This is a genomic window from Corynebacterium sp. HMSC071F07 (genome assembly GCF_001810285.1).
Taxonomy (GTDB): Bacteria; Actinomycetota; Actinomycetes; order Mycobacteriales; family Mycobacteriaceae; genus Corynebacterium; species Corynebacterium simulans.
Window position 1 is genome coordinate 94,705 of the sequence record NZ_KV800708.1, and the last position, 7,698, is coordinate 102,402.

The 7,698-nt window shown below is 53.4% G+C and carries 8 protein-coding genes; 3 read left to right on the forward strand and 5 right to left on the reverse strand.

The genetic code is table 11. The features are described 5' to 3' along the window. A partial coding sequence (locus HMPREF2724_RS12840; RefSeq protein WP_371440781.1) for a trigger factor occupies window positions 1-723 on the forward strand: 723 nt, incomplete at its 5' end. 106 nt (window positions 724-829) lie between these two features. On the opposite strand, the gene HMPREF2724_RS05555 is transcribed toward HMPREF2724_RS12840, so the two are convergent. From HMPREF2724_RS05555 to HMPREF2724_RS05575, 5 genes are all read right to left on the reverse strand, one after another. After that, a complete protein-coding gene (locus HMPREF2724_RS05555; protein ID WP_061924173.1) occupies window positions 830-1,405 on the reverse strand; it encodes an NADPH-dependent FMN reductase in 576 nt (191 codons plus the stop codon). A gap of 286 nt (window positions 1,406-1,691) precedes the next feature. Continuing rightward, complete coding sequence (gene nrdF / locus HMPREF2724_RS05560; RefSeq protein ID WP_083306096.1) at window positions 1,692-2,717, reverse strand: class 1b ribonucleoside-diphosphate reductase subunit beta; 1,026 nt, start codon at window positions 2,715-2,717, stop codon at window positions 1,692-1,694. A gap of 53 nt (window positions 2,718-2,770) precedes the next feature. Beyond that, complete coding sequence (gene nrdE / locus HMPREF2724_RS05565) at window positions 2,771-4,969, reverse strand: class 1b ribonucleoside-diphosphate reductase subunit alpha (protein ID WP_070455894.1); 2,199 nt, start codon at window positions 4,967-4,969, stop codon at window positions 2,771-2,773. A 35-nt stretch (window positions 4,970-5,004) separates the two neighbouring features. Then, on the reverse strand, window positions 5,005-5,433 hold the full coding sequence (nrdI, locus tag HMPREF2724_RS05570) for a class Ib ribonucleoside-diphosphate reductase assembly flavoprotein NrdI (protein ID WP_246815603.1): 429 nt from the start codon (window positions 5,431-5,433) through the stop codon (window positions 5,005-5,007). Between the two features lie 147 nt (window positions 5,434-5,580). Further along, a complete protein-coding gene (locus HMPREF2724_RS05575) occupies window positions 5,581-6,261 on the reverse strand; it encodes a metal-dependent transcriptional regulator (RefSeq protein WP_070455895.1) in 681 nt (226 codons plus the stop codon). 137 nt (window positions 6,262-6,398) lie between these two features. Between HMPREF2724_RS05575 and HMPREF2724_RS05580 the strand changes: the two genes are divergently transcribed. Together HMPREF2724_RS05580 and HMPREF2724_RS05585 are read left to right on the forward strand one after the other, a co-directional pair. Beyond that, window positions 6,399-6,998, forward strand: coding sequence for an ATP-dependent Clp protease proteolytic subunit (locus HMPREF2724_RS05580; protein ID WP_070455896.1), 600 nt, complete (start codon window positions 6,399-6,401; stop codon window positions 6,996-6,998). Window positions 6,999-7,019: 21 nt separating this feature from the next. Continuing rightward, entirely contained in the window at window positions 7,020-7,643 is a 624-nt protein-coding gene (locus tag HMPREF2724_RS05585; RefSeq protein ID WP_070455897.1) for an ATP-dependent Clp protease proteolytic subunit, read from the forward strand. Window positions 7,644-7,698: the final 55 nt, after the last annotated feature.

A 7,698-nucleotide genomic window follows, 5' to 3' on the forward strand; every position in this document is an offset into this window, starting at 1 on the left:
GAGTTCACCTCCACCATCCAGTCCGGTGACCACGCTGGTGAAGAAGCAACCATCAAGGTTCACGTTCAGCAGACCAAGGAGCGCAAGCTTCCGGAACTGGACGATGAGTTCGCACAGATGGCTTCCGAGTTCGACACCATGGACGAGCTGCGCGAGTCCACCAAGACCCGTGTTGAGGAGTCCAAGAAGGCTGAGCAGGCTGCGAACATCCGCGACGAGGTTCTGAAGGCTGCTCTCGACGGCGTTAAGTTCGAGCTGCCGACCTCCGTCGTTGACGAGCAGGTTCACGCACAGCTGCACCAGATCCTGGGCCAGCTGGCTCACGACGAGAAGGCATTCGCACAGCTGCTTGAGGCGCAGGGCACCACCCGCGAGGAGTTCGATAAGGAAGCTCGCGAGTCCGCTGAAGAGTCCGTCCGCACCCAGCTGTTCCTGGATGCCGTTGCTGAGGAAGAGCAGCCTGAGGTCTCCCAGCAGGAGCTGACCGACCACATCCTGTTCACCGCTCAGTCCTACGGCATGGACCCGAACCAGTTCATTCAGCAGCTGCAGTCCAATGGCCAGATTGCAAACCTTTTCTCTGATGTTCGCCGTGGCAAGGCTCTCGCAGCCGCTATCTGCCGCGTTGACGTCAAGGACGAGGACGGCAACAAGGTTGACGTCGACCAGTACTTCGGCGAGGTCGAAGAAGAGGGCGCTGAAGATGCTACCGAGGAGAAGTAGGTTTCTTTCGTAGCGAGCGGTTTCTAGCGCACTAGCAAACCCCGGATTCATGAATGAGTCCGGGGTTTGCGTGATCGTGAACGCCCTCTAGAGATGTGCGTGGGTCCTAGCTGGTTAAGGCATTGTCCACCAGAGCCAGGAAGCGCATGACGTAGTCCTTTACAAATTCTGCGGTGTGTTCATTAAGGCGGCCCGAGTCTTCGAAAAGGGTGGGTGATTGGCCGAGGAATACCTCGGGCTGCCCAGGAAAAGGCATATCAAAGTAAGACAGGGCCAATCGGAGGTTCTTTTGTGAGCTATACCCGCCCATGCGCCCTACAGAGTGGCTGATGATTCCTGCGGGAAGGTTCTTCCAAGCAACATCTGAGTTGGGTTTAGAACCGATGTCCACTGCGTTTTTGAGGCATGCGGGGATTGTGCGGTTGTTTTCGGGCGTAATGAAAAGGACTCCGCTAGAGTTCTTGATGGTGTCGCGGAAGGTGGTGTACTCGGCCGGAGTTGGCTTGTCCGTGACCGCGGGATCATCGTAGTCGAAGTCATAAAGGGGCAAGTTGCGGATTTCGAGGATGTTTGCCTCGTAGTCTTTCGGGATCATTGTGAGTACTTCGTGCGCAATCTTGCGCGCAATTGATCCGCGACGCAGGCTACCTACGATAACGGTGATGCGTGGGGTGGAAGTCATGCTGAACCTTCTTTCTTCATTGGGGCTGGATTAAGGGAGAAAAGGCTTGCAACCGAAAGCTGGGGGCGGGCCGGCACTGTGGGCGGCAGCGAGAAATCCCTCTATTTTGTCATCTTCTTCATTGCGGAAATACAGTTCAATGAGGCCCAAGAGCCCTCCCAGGACGGCCTCGCGTGCGGCCGAGCTTTGTAGCAGCCGCAATGCCGCAGGTTGGTTTCCTTCACGAATAGTCTCAAACAATGCAATGGTTTCAAGCCAGCTTCCTTGGTCTGGTCGTGGGAAGGGTTTAGAAATCCCAGTCATCATCACTCGTTTCTTCAGCGGTACCAATGACATAGGAGGAGCCTGAACCAGAGAAGAAGTCATGGTTCTCGTCTGCTCCAGGAGCTAGGGCGGCGAGAATTTCTGGGTTAACTTCCGTTTCCTCAGGTGGGAAGTAATCTGGGTAGCCTAAGTTCATCAGGGCCTTATTTGCGTTATAGCGAACGAAGACGGCCACATCGTCCATGAGTCCTAATGGGTCATATAGTTCGCCGGAGGATTCCAGCTCTAGGGAATAGAGCTCCTCGAGCAAAGAGATGGTGAAATTCTTCATCTCTTTTTGCCTTTGAGGAGAAGAAGATTCTAGGCCACGCTGGTATTTATATCCCGAGTAGTAACCGTGTACTGCCTTGTCACGCAGAATGAGGCGAATCATGTCTGCCGTATTGGTCAGGGTGGCGTGGACAGAAAAGTGTAAGGGGAGATAGAAACCCGCGTATAGAAGGAGCGAAGAAAGAAGCGTCGATGATACCTTGCGCTTGAGCGGATCCGGCCCGAAATAGTGCGTGAGGACTTTCTTGGCACGTGCTTGGAGAAGGTCATTATTCACCGCCCAGCGGTAGGCTTCGTCGATTTCCTTTGTGCTGCTTAGCGTAGAAAACACTGAAGAATAAGAACGGGCGTGAACTGATTGCATGAAGGCAATGTTGGTGTAAACGGCCTGCTCATGCTCGGTGCGGGCGTCTTGAATTTGGCAGATTTCTCCCACGGTAGCCTGCACGGTATCTAAAGTGGTCAGGCCTGTGAACACCCGCATGGTGAGGTTACGCTCTGAGGGCGTCATTTTCTGCCAGGCTGAGAGATCATTAGAAAGCGGCACTTTCTCCGGCAGCCAGAAATTGGCGGTGAGCCGGTTCCATACTTCAAGATCCTTTTCGTCACTCACACGGTTCCAATTGATGGGGCGGATGCGGGCTGAGGGATCATGTCGGAAGCTCGGAGGCGTAACAGAGATGCTAGTTAACGCAGCAGCGTTCGATGTTGAAGTCATTACTTTTTCCTTTCGGGTGAATTGGTAGTGCAAAAGATGGGAGGGCAGTGCTCCTATAAAGCGCAGGAGACGCAGCCTTCGACCTCGGTGCCTTGGAGCGCGGATTGGCGTAAACGGATGTAGTACAAGGTCTTGATGCCGGCCTTCCAGGCATAGATTTGCGCCCTGTTGATATCCCTAGTGGTGCTGTCGGCAGTAAAGAACAAGGTCAGAGAAAGGCCTTGGTCCACGTGCTGCGTGGCCATGGCGTAGGTATCAATGATTTTCTCGTATCCCACGGTGAAAGAGTCCTCGAAATACTCCACATTGTCGTTGGTCATTTCCGGTGCGGGGAAATACACGCGCCCCAAGCGGCCTTCCTTGCGAATTTCGATCTTGGAGGCAATCGGGTGGATGGATGCAGTCGAATCATTGATGTAGGCAATTGATCCAGTGGGTGGAACTGCCTGTAGATAGGCGTTATATATTCCGTCTCGGGCCACCTGATTCTTTAATTTCAGCCAGTCCTCGCGTGTAGGAATCCGCACGCCTGCTTCATGGAAAAGCTGCTCTACTCGCTTGGTGGCAGGTACCCATTCCTGTTTGAGATACTTGTCGAAGAATGCGCCGGAGGCATAAGCAGAGTCTTCAAAACCCTGGAATCGCTGACCTTTCTCTACCGCTAACGCATGGGATGTGCGCAGCGCATGATAGGTCACAGTCAGGAAATAGAAGTTGGTAAAGTCCAAAGCCTCGGCGCAGCCATAGGGAATCCGTTTGGAAGCAAGGAAACCATGGAGATTCATCTGCCCCAAACCAATCGCGTGCATGGATTCATTGCCTTTAGCAATGGAAGGAACTGCTTCGATATCGGTAAGATCTGAGACTTGGGTGAGCGCGCGCACTGCGGTTTCTACAGTTGCTCCAAAATCCGGTGATGCAAAGGCCTTAGCGATGTTGAGCGAACCCAGATTGCATGAAATGTCTTGGCCGATGGTGGTGTAGTTGCCAGATGGGCCAAGAGTGGATGGCGCGTTGACTTGAAGGATCTCGCTACACAGGTTGGACATATTGATACGCCCTTTGAGGGGATTAGAGCGATTGACCGTATCTTCGAAGAGGATATAGGGGTATCCTGATTCAAATTGAAGCTCAGCAAGCGTAGTGAAAAACTCCCTGGCCTTGATGGTGGTGTGCGAAATTCGCGGATTGGTCACCAGCTCGTCGTAATGCTCGGTGATAGACATGTCGGACATGGGCACGCCGTATTCGCGAGCAATGTCATAAGGACTAAACAGATGCATGTCCTTGTTCTCTTTGGCCAGGCGAAACGTTATATCCGGAATAACGACACCCAGTGAAAGGGTCTTGATGCGAACTTTTTCATCTGCATTTTCCCGTTTGGTATCGAGGAAGCGAAGAATATCTGGGTGATGCGCATGCAGGTAGACAGCCCCAGCGCCCTGGCGGGCTCCCAGTTGGTTGGCATAGCTGAAACTATCCTCCAGAATCTTCATAACTGGGACTACGCCGGATGCTTGGTTCTCAATCTTTTTGATCGGGGCTCCGGATTCGCGCAGATTGCTTAGCAATAGGGCCACGCCACCGCCGCGTTTTGATAGCTGTAGCGCGGAGTTCACACTGCGGCCAATGCTTTCCAAGTTGTCTTCTATTCGCAGGAGGAAGCAAGACACCATTTCACCGCGCTGAGCCTTGCCTGCGTTGAGAAAAGTAGGGGTGGCGGGCTGGAATCGTCCGGACATGATGTCGTCCACCAGTTTCTCTGCAAGAGCTTTGTCGCCTTGTGCCAGGTAAAGAGCTGTGGTGGTGACGCGTTCTTCGTAGCCTTCAAGGAGTGTTGAGCCGTCAAAGGTTTTTAGCGCGTAGGAAGTAAAGAACTTAAATGCGCCGAGGAATGTGCGGAACCGATGCTGGGCGCGATGTGCTCTGTCATATATGGCGCACAGGAACTCGTCCTCGTAAAGTTCGAGGAAACCCCGCTCATAGTATTCATTATCTACTAACCATTCCAGGCGTTCCGTGGTGGAGCTAAATGTGCGCATGCGGGGAGCAACATGGTGGGCTAAATAATCCTGTGCTGCCTCAATATCTTTGTCGAACTGAATTCTCCCGGAAGAATCGAATAAGTTCAGCTGCGCGTTGAGCGCATGGTAACTTTTGCGCTTACCAACGCCGCCTTCGTCGTTAGCACCGGTGGTGATGCGATGGGCTGCGTCAACAGGCTGCGTGGGTGTGGTCTGCGGAGGGGTCATTGTGTAGTCCAATCTGTGTGGTCCGGACGTGTTCTTCATCTTTTGACGTGTTCTTGCTGTTCCCAAAACTTGTGAAGACCTTGTTTTACGGTGTCAATATCTTTTTGGGTGCCGAGTAGCTCAAAGTGATACAGCTCGGGCACGTGGCACTTGGCGGAAATGATTTGGCCGGCTACGCAGTAGGCGTTTCCGAAATTGGTGTTTCCTGAGGAAATGACGCCGCGGATAAAGGATCGATTGATTGGGTCGTTAAGGAAAGTGATGACCTGTTTAGGAACCGCGCGTTTGAGAGAGCCGCCTCCGTAGGTGGGGACGACGAGTACATACGGGTGTGAAACCTGGATCATTCCGTTTTTCTTGGGCCGCAGTGGAATTCGCACTGCGGGTCTGCCTAGGCGTTCAACAAATCTTTTTGTGTTTTCAGAAACGCTCGAAAAGTACACCAAATCTGGTGAGTCTGACATAGCAATCCTGCTCATCCTGGCCTGAGCCATTCGTGGGATATGTGATATCCGAAAGCGTAACTACGTGTGAGCGTAGTTGCAAACTACGTTGCAACGTATATTTTAAAAGGGCAGGTAATGTTAGGTTTAGGTGGAGGGGGATGGCTTTTATGGGGTATGAGGAGCTACAAAAACTGCGTCGGTAGCTGGGCGTGCGAGCAGTACCCACGGAGCGCTACCAAATACTCGCACTTCGAGTGATTCTGAAAAGGGGGCTCCTTCGCGCGTGTCTAGAACGGCACCCGTGACGATGCCGTGTTCTTTCAGGAAAGCTAGTAGTTGTGGGTCGGAATCGGAGATTCGTTCAACGATCACCTGAGTTTGTGCTCCGCTGTCAGAGAGCCGGTGTGCACGAGGAATCGTGATGTTCCCATCAACTGTGGGAATAGGATCGCCGTGTGGATCCCTACTGGGAAAATTGAGGAACTTGTCCACGCGCTCTATCAGCATGTCCGACACTGCGTGTTCGAGGTTTTCTGCTTCGTCATGGACTTCGTCCCATGTATAGTCCAATGCCTGTACCAAGAAAGATTCAAGCAATCGGTGACGGCGCACCATATCCAATGCATACTGTCTACCCCGATCGGTGAGCTCCACTGCTCCGTAAGGTGTGTGTGATACCAACCCTTGCTTGGTCATTTTGCGCACTGCATCGGAGACTGAGGAGAGTTTGAGCCCTAAATGTGCTGAAATAAGCGTGGCGGTTACGGGCTCAGATGACCATTCCTTTAGCCCCCAGATGGCTTTCAAATAATTCTGTGTGCTAGTCGAAAGCTCGGAAACAGACATGGGGAAATCTTAACCCAGCACCTTAGTGTGTGCTGACGTAGCGCTCCCAACGCTCATAGCGAACAGAGGCCAAATTTGAGAAGAATGTCGGTAAGGTGGGGCCAGTTAAAAATTCTTCAATTGAAGGAGCATCATTAATGTCTGAGAAGATTTCAATGAACTCATCCACTACTGGTATGAGCCTGGGTGATAGCGTCTATGAGCGCCTCTTGCGCGAGCGCATTATCTTCCTGGGAACCCAGGTGGATGATGAGATTGCGAACAAGCTGTGCGCCCAGATTCTCCTGCTGTCCGCAGAGGATCCCACGCGCGATATTTCGCTTTATATCAATTCGCCGGGTGGCTCCGTTACCGCGGGCATGGCCATCTACGACACGATGAAGTACTCGCCGTGCGATATTGCTACCTATGGCATGGGTCTGGCAGCTTCCATGGGCCAGTTCTTGCTCTCCGGCGGCACCAAGGGCAAGCGCTACGCTCTGCCACACGCTCGCATCATGATGCACCAGCCTTCCGCTGGCGTGGGTGGCACCGCTGCTGACATCGCCATCCAGGCTGAGCAGTTTGCTCAGACCAAACGCGAAATGGCGCAGCTGATCGCTGAGCACACCGGCCAGAGCTTTGAGCAAATCACCAAGGATTCTGACCGTGACCGTTGGTTCACCGCACAGCAGGCCAAGGAATACGGCATCGTTGACCACGTCATCGAGTCCGTAAACGGCCCGATCAATAACTAGGGAATAAGGAGAATTATCACTATGTCTAACCTTCAAATGCCTAATTCCCGCTACGTTCTGCCGGAGTTTGTCGAGCAGAACGCACAAGGCTCTAAGACCACCAACCCGTACTCCAAGCTCTTTGAGGAGCGCATCATCTTCCTAGGAACCCAGGTTGATGACACCTCGGCGAATGACATCATGGCGCAGCTGCTGGTCCTCGAGTCCCAGGATCCAGATCGCGACATCACCATGTACATCAACTCCCCGGGTGGCTCCTTTACCGCGCTGATGGCCATCTACGACACCATGCGCTACGTCCGCCCAGACGTGCAGACCGTCTGCCTGGGTCAGGCTGCATCTGCTGCAGCCGTCCTGCTGGCTGCCGGTGCACCGGGCAAGCGTGCGGCACTGCCGAACTCCCGCGTGCTGATTCACCAGCCACGCACCCAGGGCACCCAGGGCCAGGTTTCTGACCTAGAGATCGAGGCTAACGAGATCGAGCGCATGCGCCGCCTCATGGAGAACACCTTGGCTGAGCACACCGGCCGTACTGCGGAGCAGGTTCGCATCGATACCGATCGTGACAAGATCCTGACCGCCCAGGAAGCCGTTGAGTACGGCATCATCGATACCGTCTTTGATTACCGCAAGCTCAACGCCTAAAACGCAGTCGTTAAGCTAAAGCCCTTGCACCGTATTTGTGGTGCAAGGGCTTTGG

Excerpts from the sequence above, each read along its gene's own strand:
- HMPREF2724_RS05555 (WP_061924173.1), bottom strand. The coding sequence starts at position 1,405 with ATGACTTCCACCCCACGCATCACCGTTATCGTAGGTAGCCTGCGTCGC.
- nrdF (WP_083306096.1), bottom strand. The coding sequence starts at position 2,717 with ATGACTTCAACATCGAACGCTGCTGCGTTAACTAGCATCTCTGTTACG.
- nrdE (WP_070455894.1), bottom strand. The coding sequence starts at position 4,969 with ATGACCCCTCCGCAGACCACACCCACGCAGCCTGTTGACGCAGCCCAT.
- nrdI (WP_246815603.1), bottom strand. The coding sequence starts at position 5,433 with ATGTCAGACTCACCAGATTTGGTGTACTTTTCGAGCGTTTCTGAAAAC.
- HMPREF2724_RS05575 (WP_070455895.1), bottom strand. The coding sequence starts at position 6,261 with ATGTCTGTTTCCGAGCTTTCGACTAGCACACAGAATTATTTGAAAGCC.
- HMPREF2724_RS05580 (WP_070455896.1), top strand. The coding sequence starts at position 6,399 with ATGTCTGAGAAGATTTCAATGAACTCATCCACTACTGGTATGAGCCTG.
- HMPREF2724_RS05585 (WP_070455897.1), top strand. The coding sequence starts at position 7,020 with ATGTCTAACCTTCAAATGCCTAATTCCCGCTACGTTCTGCCGGAGTTT.